General features: G+C 54.9%; 13 protein-coding genes and 2 tRNA genes. 6 read left to right on the top strand and 9 right to left on the bottom strand.

Features of this window, described 5'->3' with window-relative positions:
* Positions 1-2: 2 nt before the first annotated feature.
* Positions 3-97: transfer RNA gene (locus tag VEZ52_RS07560), tRNA-Ser, on the bottom strand.
* 207 nt (positions 98-304) lie between these two features.
* Between VEZ52_RS07560 and VEZ52_RS07555 the strand changes: the two genes are divergently transcribed.
* Positions 305-2,038, top strand: a complete 1,734-nt coding sequence (locus VEZ52_RS07555) for a glutamine--tRNA ligase/YqeY domain fusion protein (RefSeq protein WP_324836286.1) — start codon at positions 305-307, stop codon at positions 2,036-2,038.
* 92 nt (positions 2,039-2,130) lie between these two features.
* A tRNA-Lys gene (locus VEZ52_RS07550) sits at positions 2,131-2,206 on the top strand.
* Positions 2,207-2,541: 335 nt separating this feature from the next.
* Here VEZ52_RS07550 and VEZ52_RS07545 read toward each other — a convergent pair.
* The 3 genes from VEZ52_RS07545 to VEZ52_RS07535 form a co-directional block, all read right to left on the bottom strand.
* Positions 2,542-3,096 carry a hypothetical protein gene (locus VEZ52_RS07545; RefSeq protein ID WP_324836285.1) on the bottom strand — a complete coding sequence of 185 codons (555 nt, stop codon included), beginning with the start codon at positions 3,094-3,096 and terminating at the stop codon, positions 2,542-2,544.
* 13 nt (positions 3,097-3,109) lie between these two features.
* A complete protein-coding gene (locus tag VEZ52_RS07540; RefSeq protein ID WP_324836284.1) occupies positions 3,110-4,969 on the bottom strand; it encodes a glycosyltransferase family 2 protein in 1,860 nt (619 codons plus the stop codon).
* 1,833 nt (positions 4,970-6,802) lie between these two features.
* Positions 6,803-8,674: a DEAD/DEAH box helicase gene (locus VEZ52_RS07535; protein WP_324836283.1), complete on the bottom strand. Its 1,872-nt coding sequence runs from the start codon at positions 8,672-8,674 to the stop codon at positions 6,803-6,805.
* A 278-nt stretch (positions 8,675-8,952) separates the two neighbouring features.
* Between VEZ52_RS07535 and VEZ52_RS07530 the strand changes: the two genes are divergently transcribed.
* Together VEZ52_RS07530 and VEZ52_RS07525 are read left to right on the top strand one after the other, a co-directional pair.
* Complete coding sequence (locus VEZ52_RS07530) at positions 8,953-9,576, top strand: ABC transporter ATP-binding protein (protein ID WP_324836282.1); 624 nt, start codon at positions 8,953-8,955, stop codon at positions 9,574-9,576.
* Positions 9,577-9,578: 2 nt separating this feature from the next.
* Positions 9,579-10,352 (top strand): ABC transporter permease, encoded by a 774-nt coding sequence (locus VEZ52_RS07525; RefSeq protein WP_324836281.1) that lies wholly within the window; start codon positions 9,579-9,581, stop codon positions 10,350-10,352.
* A gap of 152 nt (positions 10,353-10,504) precedes the next feature.
* Here VEZ52_RS07525 and VEZ52_RS07520 read toward each other — a convergent pair whose 3' ends face one another.
* The 3 genes from VEZ52_RS07520 to VEZ52_RS07510 form a co-directional block, all read right to left on the bottom strand.
* Positions 10,505-10,897, bottom strand: coding sequence for a hypothetical protein (locus tag VEZ52_RS07520; RefSeq protein ID WP_324836280.1), 393 nt, complete (start codon positions 10,895-10,897; stop codon positions 10,505-10,507).
* 137 nt (positions 10,898-11,034) lie between these two features.
* Positions 11,035-11,970 carry a TIGR01777 family oxidoreductase gene (locus VEZ52_RS07515; protein ID WP_324836279.1) on the bottom strand — a complete coding sequence of 312 codons (936 nt, stop codon included), beginning with the start codon at positions 11,968-11,970 and terminating at the stop codon, positions 11,035-11,037.
* A gap of 72 nt (positions 11,971-12,042) precedes the next feature.
* Entirely contained in the window at positions 12,043-12,945 is a 903-nt protein-coding gene (locus VEZ52_RS07510) for a LysR family transcriptional regulator (protein ID WP_324836277.1), read from the bottom strand.
* A gap of 139 nt (positions 12,946-13,084) precedes the next feature.
* Between VEZ52_RS07510 and VEZ52_RS07505 the strand changes: the two genes are divergently transcribed.
* Positions 13,085-14,089 (top strand): DMT family transporter, encoded by a 1,005-nt coding sequence (locus tag VEZ52_RS07505; protein ID WP_324836276.1) that lies wholly within the window; start codon positions 13,085-13,087, stop codon positions 14,087-14,089.
* Here VEZ52_RS07505 and VEZ52_RS07500 read toward each other — a convergent pair.
* The gene (locus VEZ52_RS07500; protein ID WP_324836275.1) at positions 14,005-14,478 is read right to left on the bottom strand and encodes a helix-turn-helix domain-containing protein; all 474 of its coding nucleotides are present in this window, start codon (positions 14,476-14,478) and stop codon (positions 14,005-14,007) included. The two genes, VEZ52_RS07505 and VEZ52_RS07500, sit on opposite strands and share 85 nt — an antisense overlap.
* A 119-nt stretch (positions 14,479-14,597) precedes the next feature.
* Between VEZ52_RS07500 and VEZ52_RS07495 the strand changes: the two genes are divergently transcribed.
* Entirely contained in the window at positions 14,598-15,260 is a 663-nt protein-coding gene (locus VEZ52_RS07495) for a flavodoxin family protein (protein ID WP_324836274.1), read from the top strand.
* Positions 15,261-15,342: 82 nt separating this feature from the next.
* On the opposite strand, the gene VEZ52_RS07490 is transcribed toward VEZ52_RS07495, so the two are convergent.
* A complete protein-coding gene (locus VEZ52_RS07490; RefSeq protein WP_209819340.1) occupies positions 15,343-16,065 on the bottom strand; it encodes an ABC transporter ATP-binding protein in 723 nt (240 codons plus the stop codon).
* Positions 16,066-16,084: the final 19 nt, after the last annotated feature.

The following is a 16,084-nucleotide window of genomic DNA, read 5'->3' as shown; positions in this document are numbered from 1 at the left end:
TGTGGCGGAGAGGGAGAGATTTGAACTCTCGATACAGGTTTAAGCCCGTATACTCGCTTAGCAGGCGAGCTCCTTCGGCCGGCTCGGACACCTCTCCGCATGCATCAGGCCAGCAATTAAGCGAACCAGAATGCAGAAAAGCAAGCTAGCCTAGACGGCGGCACCTGTCAAGAATGTTCTGCCATCTATGAATAAAAGGGCATCTCAAGCTGGCAGTGCGGCTGATACAGCCACGCATTGACCGGGGGCGCAGCTTGGCGTAATTTTATGGACTTCTCATTAAATGGAACTATTGGAGCGCATTATGGCCCCCGAAAATGATACGACACCCGCCACTGTTGCTGAAGGCACCGCCGCTGGCGATACTGCAAAAGTCGGCCTGGATTTCATCCGCACCCGTATAACCGAAGACAACGCTTCGGGCCGATTCGGCAATCGCGTGCACACGCGTTTTCCTCCCGAGCCGAACGGGTATCTGCATCTGGGGCATGCCAAGTCCATCTGCCTTAACTTTGGCGTTGCCAGGGAATTTGGCGGGCAGTGCAACCTGCGCTTTGACGACACCAACCCCACCAAGGAAGAAACGGAATACGTTGATTCCATCCGTGAGGATGTGCGCTGGCTTGGCGGCGTGTGGGATGATCGCGAATTTTACGCTTCCGACTACTTCGAGAAGCTCTATGACTATGCCGAACAGCTTATCAAGATGGGCAAGGCCTATGTGGACGACCTCTCGGCGGAAGAAATCCGCGAATATCGCGGCACGCTGACCGAGCCTGGGCGCGAAAGCCCCTGGCGCAACCGGAGCGTGGACGAAAATCTTGATCTGTTCCGCCGCATGCGTGCGGGCGAATTTGGCGATGGTCAAAAGGTGTTGCGCGCCAAGATCGATATGACCTCGCCCAACGTGGTCATGCGCGATCCCACGCTGTACCGCATCCGCCATGCGGAACACCATCGCACGGGCAACAAGTGGTGCATCTACCCCATGTATGACTACACTCACTGCCTGTCCGACTCCATCGAGGGCATCACCCACTCGCTCTGCACGTTGGAATTCATCAATAACCGCGAGCTGTACGACTGGGTGCTCGAAACCCTCGGCGCATACCGCCCGCAGCAGATCGAATTTGCGCGGCTTAATGTAACCTATACGGTGCTCTCCAAACGCAAGCTCATTCAGCTGGTGAAGGAAGGCCACGTCACAGGCTGGGATGATCCCCGCATGCCCACCTTGAGCGGCATGCGCCGCCGGGGCATTCCGCCCGAGGCCCTGCGCGAATTCTGCTCCCGTATCGGTCTGGCCCGCGCTGATTCCACCGTGGAATACTCCATGCTCGAATTCTGCGTGCGCGAATATCTCAACGAGCATACTCCGCGCGTTATGGCTGTCCTCGACCCGGTGAAGGTGGTTATTGAGAACTATCCCGTAGGCCAGGTGGAAGAATTTGACATGCCCTACCACCCGGAAGATGCCTCCTATGGCAGCCGCAAGGTGCCGTTCTCTCGCGAGCTGTATATTGAGCGGGACGACTTCCGCCTTGAGCCGCCCAAGAAGTTCCATCGGCTGGCCCCGGGGGCGGAAGTACGCCTGCGCTACGCCTACTTTATCACCTGCCGCGAGGCCGTGCTGGACGATGCGGGCAACGTGGTTGAGCTGCGCTGCGTGTACGACCCTGAAAGCAAGGGCGGGCAAAGCCCCGATGGCCGCAAGGTGAAGGGAACCATCCATTGGGTGTCGGCGGCTCACGCCATCCCCGCAGAAGTGCGCCTGTACGATCAGCTTTTTGCGGTGGAAAATCCCAATGCCGCGCCCGAGGGCAAGACGTTTCTGGATAACCTTAATCCCGAATCGCTCACAAAGGTGGAGGCCCTGCTGGAACCTGCCCTGGCTACGTTCAAGGCTGGGGACAAGATGCAGTTCGAGCGCCTTGGCTACTACTGCAAGGACAAGGACAGCACCGACGCCAAGCCCGTGTTCAACCGCACAACCACGCTGCGCGACACCTGGGCCAAGCTGGAAAAGAAGGGCGCATAGCGGCTTTTTGAGTAAATATGGGTTTGATCGGCATTTTGTCGCAAGACGCGCTTGACAGTTGCTAAGGCTGTCGCTATATTCCGCGTCTCTACGGGTCGTTAACTCAGTAGGTAGAGTATCTGCCTTTTAAGCAGAGAGTCGCAGGTTCGATCCCCGCACGACCCACCATATATTTTAAGGGCTTATGGCTAACCGCCGTAAGCCCTTTTTCTTTGGGACATACAAAAGGACATACACGCGTCTGAGATTGAGGCGTCACTCCGTGATTGGCGAGGAGTCGCCCGTGCTAGCTTGCGTGCTCTTACTGGCAGATGCGTGGGCTGTTCTCACTCCTCAGGCGATCTGACGGTGAGGCTCGTAGGTGAAATAAAAACGGCCCGTTGACTCCAAGAGTCAACGGGCCGTTTTGCTAGCAACAAAGATTAATCCCTGTCGTCTTCAGCGCCACGCGGTTTTCTGCCCCATTTGTCGGGGTCGTAAACCGCTTACCGCCACCACCACCGTTACCGCCGCCATCGCGTTGATTGCGGGCAGGGTATCCGGGCCGTTATCAACCTCAATACGCTGCGGCAACCGGCCTTGAAGACGTAGCCTTTCAAGAACGCGCACTGCCCGCACTCCAGGCAACGACATATCCACTTCGAGCGCCGGGCTGAATGATCCCACAGATCAGCAATTGTCAAAATCCGGATGCGTCGCCCCCCCATAAGGGAGTTGCTTGCAAAATCCATCGCCCATTGTTCATCCCGGCCAGCTGGGCCAGTCTGGACAATGCGGGCATGGCTTGGGCGATTCACGCGCTTGCGGGTGTGCAGAGAAAGGCTTTCTTTCTGGCAAATCTTTTCTATCAGTTTGTGATTCTGCACCAGATCTTCCCGGCGCAATAATTCATGCCGGTGCGGAGAACCGAAACGCCAGCGGTCATTTGCCAGTTTCAGCATCCGAGTCCGCGAAAAAAGATCACGGTCTTCATCAAGCGCTTGTTCGCCTACAAATCTTTTCAGCTGGCAATTTGTCTTCCTCCATATATATCGTTTCAGGGAAGGCGAATTGTTCATGAAGAAGCTGTAGTTATTTGTTTAGCAGCCCTTTAAGCCTGCCCACAAACATGGCCCATCTGTAAGACCATGCTGGTTTTCCTTCTTGAATCGCCTTTGCAAGCGGAAAGGCTACATTCACCAGCTTAAACCACAGGGGAAATTTGTGCTTTTGCAGCAGCCGCATCCTGCCACACGCGTAAGCTGCAGTTTTTTTTAGAAGAGCCGGGTCTTTAAGGTTAGGGCGTGGGTGGTAAACAAGTACCTCATTTGTGCGGGCCACAATTACGTTGCTTGCCAAAGCCTGCAGCAAAAAGTCGGTATCTTCACCGCAGCCATATGGCAAGCCCGTGCCCGGCCCAAGTTCTGGGTCAAAGGTAATGTCTTTGACTACTTCTTTGCGGTAAAACTGTACAAAGGTTTCGCCGCGTGAAAAAGCATTGATTCTGTCTGTCAGGGTAAGTTGCTGTTCAGTGATGTGCTGCGGCATATCTGCCCATGCTACTAATAATCCACCGATCTGCTCGTTGCCGCACAGTATGCTGTTGACCTTTGTAAGTGTGTCTGGGGCATACCAGCAATCGTCATCAGGAAAGGCCACAACGTCTCCTGTTGCCAGCGCAAGCCCAACATTGCGGGCATAAGACACCCCCCTTGGATCAATGCGCACTACCTTAATATTAATATCCTTAACTTCTTCAAGTAATTGGTTCAAAAAACCTGCCGGATTTTGATCAACTATGATGGTCTCAAATTGTCTATAGGATTGGCAGCGCAAACTTTGCAGTAGTTTTTTTAATCGTTTCACGTGGTTGTATGTTGCAACAATCAGGGAAAATTTAAGGTGCTTATTCTGTGATGTTTGGGGGTAGGCAAGTACCTCCGTACGAGCGATACTTTTCGCACGATCTGACATGCCCATGTTGCCGCATAGTGCATCTATGATGGCTGGAAAAATGATTTTTAGTCTGCTTATCTGGCCTCTCCTTATTCTGTTAAAGGCTACACAAACATAACCAAGTATTGCAGATGGAACAGACTTTAGAAAATGTTTTTTTACAAAATATAGACGATTGCGAAGGATTAAAAAGTCTACCCATGCCGGGGCTACACCGCGTTGCTTACGAGTACTACTGCCATCATGGTGATAAACAATGCTGTCGCGTGCCCACACAAGATGGAAACCGGCCTTTTTTACACTTACTCCGTAATCCACATCTTCATAATATAAAAAATACTCTTCAGGGATTAACCCCACCTGTTCAAAAACTTCACTGCGAATAAGCATGGACGCCCCGGCATTAAAATCGATCTGGGAGTTTAGCTTCTGGGGTGCGCACTGAAGTATGTCGTGTAATTTGCAGGCTTCTTTTAAGGAGCGTGTACTGCCGAGCCAGCGATTTATCGAGGCTCCACCAGCGCATTGCACAATATCTGTGCCTGTGTACACCTGAGTTGATCCCGCAATGCCAGCTTCAGCATCGTCGTTCAGGCTGTCGCACAAATGTTCCAGTGCTTTCTGGTCAAGTTCTGTGTCATTATTCAAAATCCACAGTGCATTGCAGTCAGTATCTCGCATGGCCAAACAAATGCCCCGGTTGTTGCCAGCCGCGTAGCCACAGTTTTGAGCAAGGGTCAAAAGAATGTATTCAGCTTTAGGTAAGCAATTTGGGTCAATCAGCTCTTGCCCTGTAATTACTGTGGGAGGCTGCCTCTTAGGCCAGTGTTGCAGCATCATTTGAACAGAATTATTGGGGGAGCCATTGTCGACTACGATAATTCGGCGAGGCTTGCTTTGTAGCATTTCTATGCTATGGAGACAGGCTAGTGTGTCTTCATAGCCATTATAGTTTAAAATTATGGCGGTGCATGTTGCGGGTGTTATCGTACGCATCAACTGCCTCATTTTAAAATCAGATGCCACGCTTTATCGATGTCTTGTGGTAAATAAAAACTTTTTTGTATTAATCTGATATCATTAATTAAAATATCATCATTGATCTTGCCGAGATGATCATTACTTGGAACAGGCTTTGATTAGGCTAAGCCGTTGCGTCTTGGGCGTGAATCATGCTCCAAGGCTATGCGCATCGGGACGTTCAATGCTTGTGATACGTTGGGGACACATGGTAATGGTGAAATACTATATCTGTAATTGAAGTGGAACATGCAGTCCAGTAGTGCGTCATTTTGTGGGTTGCTATTGACACTGTGAGCATTGATTTGATCGTTCTCGGCTTGAGTAAAGCTATGCTATTGTTCTGTGTGTTGTAATTTTATAGATGTAGTAATGCAAAAAAAATATCAAAAAATGCTAATACGTGTAAAAGCGCTGAGTGGTGGTGTGAATCGATGAGTTTATCTATGACCTATCTGCGAAAAACTGCCAGCTTTGTACGAGGCATGCAACCTTCAACACAAAATACAGCCAGAACAGTTTGCGGTCAAATCGTGGGTTGGTGCCATCCAAAGCCGAGAGAAAAAGTAGCGGCCAGCAACTCTGGCCCGAAACTTTAAACGACTTAGTTGCTTGTGTATACAGAGCTAGCGCGTTGCCAGCTATAAAAGGTGCGATTGTTGCCGGGCATGACTGTTGAGAGCTAATTAATGCAACAGCCCGGCTTAAAATCAAAAGAAATTCCTTGTTCAAGAGCAAGCAACTAGTAAAAGTTGAACATGCTTGCCATGCTCGAACTGTAATCGAGTTCTTTGCAATTTATGATGAGTGCATAGTCCAATTAACGTACAAAAAAATATTATTATGAGGGGAAAATAATTAGATGTGAAAGTACTGCGCATGCACCACACCGTGGCAGTCAGCAGGGGGAATGCCAAAATTTTGTAACTGTGCATGCTCTTGACCATTCTCCGCAAAAGTATGTCATTGAAAAGGTAGTGCTCCTGATATAGGAGCACAAGAATGAAGCGTAGCAGGTTCACTGAAGAGCAAATTATGGGATATTGCAGCCAGCAGAGGCGAAGTGCATCACACAGTGTTAGCACGTTGGGCGCGGGTGCGCAATTCAGGGCTATGTCTTTAATCAAATATTTACCACACCTTCCACATTGCCCACTGGGGCGGGACAAGCAGCTCTGATATCGTCATGCATGTGCGCTGGACCTATAATGCGCTATACTCCAGAGGATGGGATCAAATTGAAAAAAGCGTCATGTGTCTCATTCTATGGATCTCCTGTTGGGTTCAACCTCGGCAGCACCCGGGAGATATACAACAATCTTGAAGCAATGCTCAAGCTTGGATACATCGCGAACGGTATAGACCGCAACCGCCGGCGCAAGAATGGCAACGGCGACTTGTAACGGGTTGATGCTTACATGGTTGGCGTCATTGTTAAATCTTCCTTATAATTCTTGGTATTCTTTTTTTACAAATGTGCTTCTTCGGGGCGGCAGACGTTTTCTGCCGTCCCATTTTTTGTTCCGTAAGAGCTAACAATCATTTTGTTGGAATATCCGCATTGTTACCAGCGAGTCTGGTCGTAGTGGCACATTCAGATTAATGATTCCACCAGGATATTGCAGGATATGCAGGCCGTTTTGCATCGCTGTCGGGTGCAGAGCTTGTCTGCTGGACGGAGCAGAACCTGCTGGGGAACTTGTCTTGAAGGGGAGGTCTCTTTTCCCGCTTGTTGAGAGTGGTCAAAAATGAAATAAAAACGGCCCGTTGACTCCAAGAGCCAACGGGCCGTTGTGCTAGCAACAAAGCTTAATCCCTTTCGTCTTCTGCGCCGCGCGGTTTTCTGCCCCATTTGTCGGGGTGTGTAAAACGCTTGCCGCCACCGCCACCGCCACCGTTAGCGCCGCCATCACGCGGATTGCGGGCAGGGTATCCGGGCCGGGGGCCCCGCGGTGCGCGGGGGCCGGGGCCAAAGCTCTTGCGCTGGAACGAGCCGCCGCCAGCGTCCAGCTTGGCGGTCACGCGCGTACCGGCAATGAACACGCCCCGGTTCAGAACGGCCAGCACGTCATCAGCAAACTCGCTCTGCACTTCAACAAGGCTGAAATGCTTCTGAATGCTGATGGCGCCGATGCTGCGGCCGGCAATGCCGCATTCTCCGGTGATGGCGCCCACCATTTCGCCGGGCGAAACCTTGTGGGCATGGCCCACGCTGATGTGCAGGCGGGTCATGGGCGCATCGTTACGGCGCGGGCGGCCACCATCGCGGTCGCCCTGACGGAACCCGTCACGGCCATCGCGGCCATCACGACCATCGCGGCCAAAGCGGCGGGGCGCTTCGGACAGCGGATCTTCTTCGGGCACGTTGGTGGCATCGCCAAAATCGCGCTGCATCAGCAGCTTGAGCAGGGCTGCGGCCACATCGCGGCTGGTGATGACATCATCGGCAAACTGTTCGGACAAAAAGTCTTCCACCATCTGCATGCAGCTTTCAAGCGCCCCGGCGGTCAGCGTGGCGCGCACTTCATCCAGCAGCCGCGAGGTGCGGATGTTGGCAACGTCGCGCAACGAGGGCAGGCGTTCCTGCTGGATGCGGGCCTTGGTATGCCGGATAATGTCGCGCAGCTTGTGCTGCTCGCGCAGGGTGACAAAGGTAAAGGCCTTGCCCACGCGGCCAGCTCGCCCGGTGCGGCCAATGCGGTGCACGTAGCGCTCGGCGTCATGGGGGATGTCGTAGTTGACCACGGCATCCACATCGTCCACGTCAATGCCGCGCGCGGCAACGTCCGTGGCGATCAGAATGTCCAGCCCCTCACCGCGAAAACGCTGCATGACCCTGTCGCGCTGCGACTGGGCAAGGTCGCCGTGCAGGCCGTCGCTCTGATAGCCACGCTGCTGCAGGTGGGCCGTCACTTCGTCCACGCTGCGCTTGGTGGAGCAGAACACCAGGGCCTTGCGGAATCCCTGTGCGTCCAGCACCCGGCACAGCGCGTCCATCTTCTGATGGGGGCGCACTTCGTAGTAGACCTGCTCAATGGCGGGCACGGTCAGGGTTTTCTGGGCAATGGCCAGCATTTCCGGGTCGCGCAGAAAGCGTTTGCTCAACTGCAAAATAGCCGGGGGCATGGTGGCCGAAAAAAGTACACGCTGGCATTCAGCGGGCACCCGCTCCAGAATGGCTTCTATATCTTCGCGAAAGCCCATATCGAGCATTTCGTCGGCTTCATCAAGCACAACCGTGGTTGCGCCGCCCAGGCGGAGGGTGCCGCGCTGGAGGTGATCCATAACGCGGCCAGGGGTGCCTACCACCACCTGCACGCCGCGTTCAAGGGCGCGGAGCTGGCGTTCAATAGCCTGACCGCCGTATATGGGCAAAATGGCAACGCCACGCTTGCGGGCGGCCAGTTTGCTGAGTTCTTCGGCAACCTGAATGGCAAGCTCGCGCGTGGGGCAAAGCACCAGCGACTGCACTCCCCTGGTGGGGGTGAGTTTTTCCAGAATGGGCATGCCAAAGGCGGCTGTTTTGCCGGTGCCGGTCTGGGCCTGACCTACCGCATCGCGGCCAGTCAGCAGAAAAGGTACGGCAAGCACCTGAATAGGAGAGGGTTCTTCAAAACCCATATCCTTGACGGCCTGCAACAATTCCGGGGACAAATGAAAATCTTCGAACGATGGGGACATGCTGTTCCTGTACATAAAAAATTACTTGGTAGCGTACCATAGCCTCATACACGCCAATGCACAATGCCCCATCAGCCCCAGATTGCGGCAGACGGCGGCCTGACTGAAAAAAACCGCCCAGAAGCCGCCCCGCGCAAGGGATGATGATTCTGGCGCAGATGTAAAAAAAATCTGCTGCGCGGCGTAAACCGTTTACAGACTGTTGACCTTGCCGCGCTCCTCTGTAGGATGGCCTACGCCGGAATAGTCCTGCACCACGTCAGCCATCAGGAGAAACCATGTCCTGTATACAGACACGCGGTCTTGCCTACGGCCAGATATCCTACAAGGATCTGGACATAGAAGAGGGCAAGGCCACATTTATCAGCGGCCCCAGCGGCTGCGGCAAAAGTACCCTGCTGCGGCTGTTCAACAAAACGCTGGCCCCTACGGCAGGCTCTGTGCTGTACCAGGGGCAGGTCATGGCCGACATCGACAGTATTGCCCTGCGGCGCGAGGTTTTGCTGGCTGGGCAGTCCGTGTTTCTTTTTGATGGCTCCGTGGGCGAAAATTTTGACGCCTTTTGCGAAGCCAGAGAATCCGCCAACCTCGCGGCGGAAGACAAACAGAAATTCCTGCGTCTGTGCTGCGCCAATTTTCCGCTGGATGCGCCCTGCGTGCATCTTTCCGGCGGTGAACGCCAGCGCGTGTTTCTGGCCATCTGCCTTTCATTCCTGCCCAAGGTGCTGATGCTGGATGAACCCACCTCGGCCCTGGATCAGGAAACGGCAGGGCGCTTTATGGCCCAGGTGCTGGCCTTTTGCCGCGAGCGCGCCATGACCGTGATAGCCGTGAGCCATGATCCCGCCCTGACAGAGCGGCATGCGGAAAACATCATCAGCCTGCGGGCAGAGGCGGAATAACCATGAACGGCGTTGCCCAGATTCAGTTAGGCTCGTTTTTGCTCGTCTATGTGCTCTTGCTGGTGGTGCTGGCTGTTATGAAAAAATGCCGCATCAACCAGACCAAACTGCTGGTGCTGGCAAGCGCGCGCATGACCTTGCAGCTCATTGCCGCAGGTTACGCGCTGACCTTTCTTTTCGAGCATCCGCACCCGCTGCTCACCATGGGCTATCTGCTCATACTGGTGTTTTTTACCATATATCTGGTGCTTTCCCGCAACAAAAGGCTCAACCCGCACTTTCGGGTAATAGTGTCTGTTTCCATTGCCAGTTGCGGGCTGGGCATCATCATATTTTTCGTGACCTGTATTGTGGGGCAGAGCCTGTTTGATCCGCAATACCTCATCCCCATCAGCGGCATGCTCATGGGCAATGCGCTCACGGGCGTTTCGCTGGGGCTCAAGTCGTTCTGGAACGGCCTTGAGGGGCAACGGGCGCGGGTGGAGGCGCTGCTGAACATAGGGGCCACGCCGGAGAAGGTACTCTTTCCCTTTGTGTGCCAGGCGCTGGAAACCGCACTCGTGCCCACGCTCAACTCCATGCTGGGCATGGGCATAGTGGTGCTGCCCGGCATGATGACAGGCCAGATTCTTTCCGGCACCGCGCCCACCACTGCCATCCTGTACCAGATAACCATCATGGTGGCTATTTGCGCCTGCGTGTGTCTGTGCTGTTTCTGCTCGCTCTATTTCGGTTACAGAACACTCTGGAACGCGCAAAAACAGGTGGCTTTCTAACCGCAGGTTGGCACTGGAAAGCTTGAGGTTCAGCACGTCAACACGTTGTTCAGCCGCACTTCCCGTTGATACAAAATATTGTCTTGCTCCGGATTTTAAAAATCTGGAGCAATTGCCTAAGTATTTGCTCGGAGAGTATTCATAAAAATTAGCTACTGGTTAGTCTTGTTCTGAAATTTTTTTACATTTTGTTGGGCGTCTGATAACTGGGCGTTCAGCGCACTTACGTCATTTCCTTGGGCTTTTTCTTCCACAATCTTTGCTGTAAGCTGTTTTTGTTTATTTTTCGCGTCCTGTAGCTGCTGCGATATTTTCATATTGCTTACAGTAAGCCCTGAATCGCTATTGGTAGATGGCTCATTTTCATCGCTTTTATCAACACTTTTTGACAGTTTTTTCCCTTCTTCTGAGATTGTGACAGTGTCTCCCTGCTGTAGTTCAGAAGAATCGTTCTTTTTTGACACATTCTTTTCATTTGTTGTTGCTGTTGCTGATACGTTAGAAGGTTGCACGGAATTATAGTTTGCGCTTGTTATAGAATCCATAAAAAATCCTTTGGTAGAGGTTGAATTGTTCGTTCAGCAATTGGTTATGGATGGCCTGAACTATTTGTAACGACTATCCGTCTAGTCAGAGTGCCCAACCGGTTTACCATCCCAGCCTTGGAGCAGGAGCCCTTTTGCTAGAGAAACACACTCCGCAGGGCTGATTCCAGATCCGGCTGGCGAAAGGCATAGCCCGCAGCCTGCAAACGCGCCGGAACAGGGTTCTGCCCTGCGAGCAGCAGTTCATCGGCCATCTGCCCCAGCATCAGGCGCAGTACCGGTGCTGGCACGGGCAGCCATGAGGGCCTGCCGCAGGCCTTGCCAAGGGTGTGGGCAAATTCGCTCATGCTGGGGGTGCGCGGCGCGCAGATGTTGAACGTGCCCGCAAGGTCGGGTCTTTGCAGCAGCAGGGCGGCGGCTCCGGCCACGTCTTCAAGGTGCGTCCAGCAGAAGGGCTGTTTGCCTGAGCCCAGCGGCCCACCCACAAACATGCGGAAGGGCGGCAGCATGCGCTCCAGAAATCCGCCGGGGGTTCCATCCGCCTTTTTGCCCAGCACCGGGGCAAAGCGCAGTACGCAACGGCGGATGCCCAACGCTTCAACGGGCACGGTGCTCTGCTCCCACTGGCGGCACGTTTCGGCCAGAAATCCTTTGCCGGAGGACGCACCTTCATCGCAGGGCGGCGCGTTGTTTTGCCACAGGCCGTAATAGCCGCTGGCCGAGGCCTGCAAGAGGGTCGCGGGCGCTTGCTGGGATTGTTCCCTGCGCAGGCGCAGGGCAACGCACAAGGCTTGCCCGGTTTCTACCCGGCTGTTCACAATGGCCTGCTTGCGCTCCGGCGTCCAGCGGCCTCCCCCGATATTTTCGCCCTGAAGGTTGATGATGGCGTCGATGCCGTCCAGCAATCCGGCCAGAGCAGCTCCATCCCAGCCGTTCCAGACCACGCGCCGAGGCCCGTTGCCGTCTTTGCCCGCCCTGCGTGAAACCACGCTTACGGTGAGGCCCTGGCGCATGAGCGCCGTTGCCATGTATCGCCCCACAAAGCCAGTGCCGCCCAGAATGAGAACATGCATGGTGAACCCCCTCTGTTGTGCGAAGCCGTGCGTTTGATGCAGTCTATACCTTTTGCCGGGGAACAGGCAATTTTATCGTGTTGCCTGCCTTGCGACTGACTGCGCAGGATGCGGAAAAACCTCCTGCGCCATGCGGATAAACTCCCGCGCAGCGGGCGACATGCGGCGCGCGTCCGGCACGGCCAGGGCCACCTGCCGCCGGGCCGCAGGGCGGAGGGGCTTTTTGATGTAGCCCGGTGCTTTTTCAGGCGGCAGGGCGGATTCCGCCACAATACTCACGGCCTCGCCCCGCGCCACAGCGGCAATGGTACTTACAAGCTGCAACGAGCGCCAACGAATATTGGGTTGCAGGCGCAACGCGCGGAACAGCCCCCCGATAATGTCTTCAGACCCGGCTCTCGTCATGGCAAAGGGGCTGGCGCAAAGTTCCTCAAGGGTGACGGCTTTTTTCTTCGCCAGCGGGTGCGCCAGAGGCAGCAGGGCCACCAGCTGGTCTTCCATGAGGGGAAATGTGTCAAACCGGTCATCCGGCAAGGTCACAAAACCAATGTCCACGCGGTGGTCCGCGAGCCATTGGGCCACCTCGCCGTCCGGGCCTTCATCCACATGGATTTCAATGCCGGGGTAAACCGCGCTGTATTTTTCAAGCACCGGGGGCAGCAGGCGCAGCGAGGCTGTGGGTCCAAAGGAACCGATGCGCAATGTGCCGCGCTTCATGCCGCGCGCGTCCGAAGCCTCCTGCCGCATGGATTCCGCCAGCCCCAGCATGGCCTGAGCCTGACGCAGCAGGCGAGCGCCCACATCTGTAAGCTCCAGATTTTTTCCGCGCCGCAGCAGGGCCACGCCAAATTCCTGCTCAAGCGCTTCAATGGCGTGGGACACGCCAGATTGCGAAATGCCCAGTTGCAGGGCGGCGGCAGTGAAGCCACGGCGCGCGGCCACGGTGGAAAATATTTCAAGCTGGGTCAGTGTCACTACGATTTACCATGAGTTATTGCTCATTTCTCTATGAGTTCGCATGCTCGTAAGTGTATGCATGTTGGCTCGCGGGTGCAACGGGTGCAATCTGTGAATAGCCTTTGACCGCAGAATTTCAGCAAAGTCAGGTATTGAAATGAATGTTGCAAAAGAACGCGCGGGGGACGCCGCCGTATACGTGCGGCTGGCCCTGGTGGCTGTGGCCTGGGGGGGAACCTTTATTGCGGGCAGGAGCCTGGCTGGCGTTGCGCCCATGTTTTCGGCCAGCCTGCGGTTTTTGCTGGCCTCAGCGGCGCTGAGTCTGTTCCTTGTGGTTTCCGGCAAGGGTTTTCGCCGTGTAACGGCGGGGCAGGCCTTGGTGGTGACCCTGCTGGGGTTTTGCGGTATATTTTCGTACAGTTTTTTCTTCTTCAGCGGCTTGCAGCACATCAGCGCTTCGCGCGCGGCGCTGATTGTGGCATTGAACCCGGCGGTCATGGCCCTTATCGCCTATCTTTTTTACCATGAGCGCGTGAGCGCGCTGAAAATGCTTGGCATTGCCCTGTGTTTCGGCGGCGTGGCTCTGGTGGTCGGCGGCGGCGATCCCCAGCGGGCAGGGGCTGGCGGCAGCGGCTGGCTGGGCGAGGCGCTTATAGGCGGTTGCGTGCTGAGCTGGAGCGCCTACAGCGTGTTTTGCAAATCAGTGGTGCGGCAGCTTGGGCCGCTGCACACGGTAACGTACTCCATCTATGCCGGAACTCTCATGCTGGCGGCCTATACCGCCTGCACAGGCGCGCTGGATTTTGCCGCCGTGGCGCAGTTCAGCAGCGGCGAAATGCTCAGCCTGCTCTATCTGGGCATAGTTGGCTCCGCCGTGGCCTATATCTGGTACTATGACGGCATCCAGAAGATTGGCGTGGCTCGCGCTGGCGTCTTTATTGCGCTCAATCCACTGGCGGCGGTGCTGTTTGGCGCGGCCCTGCTGGGCGAGCAGATGACTCTGGCGACCCTGCTTGGCGGCGCGCTTATAATCACCGGCATTGTAGTGGAAAACTTCCGTAGCGGGACCGGGTGCGCTCAGGCTGCTGAACCGCGCTTGGAAGTATCCGCCGAACCGTCCAGAGAACTGTCCACCAAACTATCCGGGCAGGCGCGGGGCTGACAGCCGCAATCTTCTGCTTCCAGTTTTTCCGTATCTTTTGCAAAATCCAGATGCTCCCGGCCCCAGGCGTACAGCGCCTCCAGCGCCGGGAGTAGTGTTTTGCCGCGCTCTGTGAGGGAGTATTCGACTCTGGGCGGAATTTCGTTGTATTGCATGCGATGCACAAGACCAAAATCTTCCAGCTCGCGCAGGCACTTGGTCAACATCATGTTGGTGACGCCCCGCACAGTGCGTTTCAGTTCATTGTACCGAAGGGTCTCTTTTTCGGCCAAATGCCACAGAACGGGCAGTTTCCACTTGCCGCCGATGCATTTGAAAACGTGCAGGATGGGGCATTCTGCCTTGTCATCGTACAGGCAGTTGGCGGCGCGTGAAGAAGATTTTGTCATGGTATGCTCGCAAAAAGTAGGGAAGAAAAAAATGCGTACTTGTGATAATGATATTAAAGCAGGTATACATGGTGGTCAAGAAGTCCCTTGTCATCAACCTATTCCCACAGGAGGATATAATGAAAATTTACGCCATAAACGGTGGCCCGCGAAAGAAGTTCAATACGGTCAAGCTGCTTCAGGCTGCTCTGGACGGAGCGGCAGCCGCACCCTGTGGTGAAACCGTGGAAACCGAGATGATCCATCTCTACGATCTCAGCTACAAGGGTTGCGTGAGCTGTTTTTCGTGCAAAAAAGAGGGCGGCAAGAGCTACGGGCACTGCGCTGTCAAGGATGATCTGGCCCCGGTGCTGGAAAAGCTTTCGCAGGCGGACGGGCTTATCTTTGGCAGCCCCATTTATTTTGGCAATGTCACTGGTGTGATGCGCAGTTTTATGGAACGCCTCATGTTTCCTTTCTTTGTGTATGACAAGGAGTACAGCTCACTTGCCCCCAAGCGCATGCCCACGGCCTTTATTTATGCCATGAACGTGAGCAGCGAAGAAATGGAGCAGTACGGCTACCTTCAGAATCTCAAGGGCATGGAAACCTTTGTGGGCCGCCTTTTTGGCGAGCCGCAGGTGCAGCATGTCTGCAACACCTATCAGTTTGACGACTACAGCAAGTACAAGTGCGAACGGTTTTCCGAGCCGGAAAAAGCCGCTTACCGCGATGCGCATTTTCCGCAAGACCTGGAGCAGGCCCGCCGCATAGGCGCAGCAATGGTTGCATCGGCCCGATAGCACCCGTGCTGCCTGCAAACGCACAAAGCCCCCGTTGAAAAACGGGGGCTTTGTTGTTTACTGATAGTTGCGCGAGATGAGCTTATGCGCCCAGATAGGCTGCCTTGATTTCCGGCGTGTCGGCCAGATGGGCGGCGGAACCTTCCGCCACAATGCTGCCAGTGTCGAGCACGTAGCCGCGATCCGCCACCTGGAGCGCCAGGCGGGCGTTCTGCTCCACAACCACAACGGTCAGACCTTCGCTGTTGAGTTGTTTGAAGGTGCGGAACATGTCGTACATCAACAGGGGCGAAAGACCCATGGAGGGTTCGTCCAGCAGCAGCACCGAGCAGTTGGTCATAAGCGCGCGGCCCACGGCCAGCATTTGCTGTTCGCCGCCAGAGAGCGTGTCGCTGCGCTGGTGCATGCGTTCTTTAAGACGCGGAAAAAGCTCAAAAACCTTATCCACATCCCGCTGGATGTTGTTGTCCTTGCGCGTCCAGGTAGCCAGCTTGAGATTTTCGTTCACCGTGAGGTTGCCGAAAATATGGCGGCCTTCGGGCACAAGATCCATCTTGAGGCGGGCAACCACATGGTGCGGCTCTGTTTTCAGGATGGATTCGCCGTTAAAGCGGATGTCGCCGCTGATAACAGTGGGCGATTCCGGCGGCGTGAGTCGCATGACGGCCTTGAGCGTGGTGGACTTGCCAGCGCCGTTGGCCCCGATGAGGGTGACTATTTCGCCCTTGTTCACGTGAAATGAAATGCCGTGAAGGGCTTCAATCTTGCCATAGCCGGCGTAGAGATTTTCAACTTCCAGTAGCATCACACGTTCTCGTCGCCCA

It is taken from the genome of Desulfovibrio sp. (genome assembly GCF_035644575.1).
In the GTDB taxonomy this organism is placed as follows: Bacteria; Desulfobacterota; Desulfovibrionia; order Desulfovibrionales; family Desulfovibrionaceae; genus Desulfovibrio.
The sequence above is the reverse complement of the archived record's forward strand: the minus strand, read 5'-3'. Positions and strand labels throughout refer to the sequence as shown.

Coding starts and splice junctions, on each gene's coding strand:
- VEZ52_RS07555 (WP_324836286.1), top strand. CDS start 305: ATGGCCCCCGAAAATGATACGACACCCGCCACTGTTGCTGAAGGCACC.
- VEZ52_RS07545 (WP_324836285.1), bottom strand. CDS start 3,096: ATGAACAATTCGCCTTCCCTGAAACGATATATATGGAGGAAGACAAAT.
- VEZ52_RS07540 (WP_324836284.1), bottom strand. CDS start 4,969: ATGCGTACGATAACACCCGCAACATGCACCGCCATAATTTTAAACTAT.
- VEZ52_RS07535 (WP_324836283.1), bottom strand. CDS start 8,674: ATGTCCCCATCGTTCGAAGATTTTCATTTGTCCCCGGAATTGTTGCAG.
- VEZ52_RS07530 (WP_324836282.1), top strand. CDS start 8,953: ATGTCCTGTATACAGACACGCGGTCTTGCCTACGGCCAGATATCCTAC.
- VEZ52_RS07525 (WP_324836281.1), top strand. CDS start 9,579: ATGAACGGCGTTGCCCAGATTCAGTTAGGCTCGTTTTTGCTCGTCTAT.
- VEZ52_RS07520 (WP_324836280.1), bottom strand. CDS start 10,897: ATGGATTCTATAACAAGCGCAAACTATAATTCCGTGCAACCTTCTAAC.
- VEZ52_RS07515 (WP_324836279.1), bottom strand. CDS start 11,970: ATGCATGTTCTCATTCTGGGCGGCACTGGCTTTGTGGGGCGATACATG.
- VEZ52_RS07505 (WP_324836276.1), top strand. CDS start 13,085: ATGAATGTTGCAAAAGAACGCGCGGGGGACGCCGCCGTATACGTGCGG.
- VEZ52_RS07500 (WP_324836275.1), bottom strand. CDS start 14,478: ATGACAAAATCTTCTTCACGCGCCGCCAACTGCCTGTACGATGACAAG.
- VEZ52_RS07495 (WP_324836274.1), top strand. CDS start 14,598: ATGAAAATTTACGCCATAAACGGTGGCCCGCGAAAGAAGTTCAATACG.
- VEZ52_RS07490 (WP_209819340.1), bottom strand. CDS start 16,065: ATGCTACTGGAAGTTGAAAATCTCTACGCCGGCTATGGCAAGATTGAA.